General features: G+C 52.5%; 1 pseudogene. It reads right to left on the bottom strand.

Features of this window, described 5'->3' with window-relative positions:
* Positions 1 to 52 precede the first annotated feature (52 nt).
* Positions 53 to 217: pseudogene (locus NE473_RS31420) on the bottom strand (amidohydrolase family protein); the annotation flags it as partial.
* Positions 218 to 299 lie beyond the last annotated feature (82 nt).

Genomic DNA, 299 nt, shown 5'->3' with positions numbered 1-299 from the left:
ATTTTACTTTTCCATACAGTCTGCTTCCGGTAAACGGTGAATTAGAAGATTAGGATGCAAATTCCCCTACGGTCCACTCTTCCTCCGGATCAAAGAGCACCAGGTCCGCCGCCTTTCCTTCTTCCACAGAACCGGAATCCAGATGATAGAGCTTCGCCGGATTAAGGCTCATCTTCTCCATCAGCTGAAGCAGGCTTAAATGGCCAGACCTCTTCAGCAGGCGCCCAGCGGGATCATCGGGCTTGAGACGGCGCTGGGACTGGCAATTACATATCTGGTTCGGCCGGGCCAATTAAGCC

The sequence above is a fragment of the Hungatella sp. SL.1.14 genome, from assembly GCF_024460495.1.
In the GTDB taxonomy this organism is placed as follows: Bacteria; Bacillota; Clostridia; order Lachnospirales; family Lachnospiraceae; genus Hungatella; species Hungatella hathewayi.
This window is presented reverse-complemented; position numbering and strand designations above follow the sequence as displayed.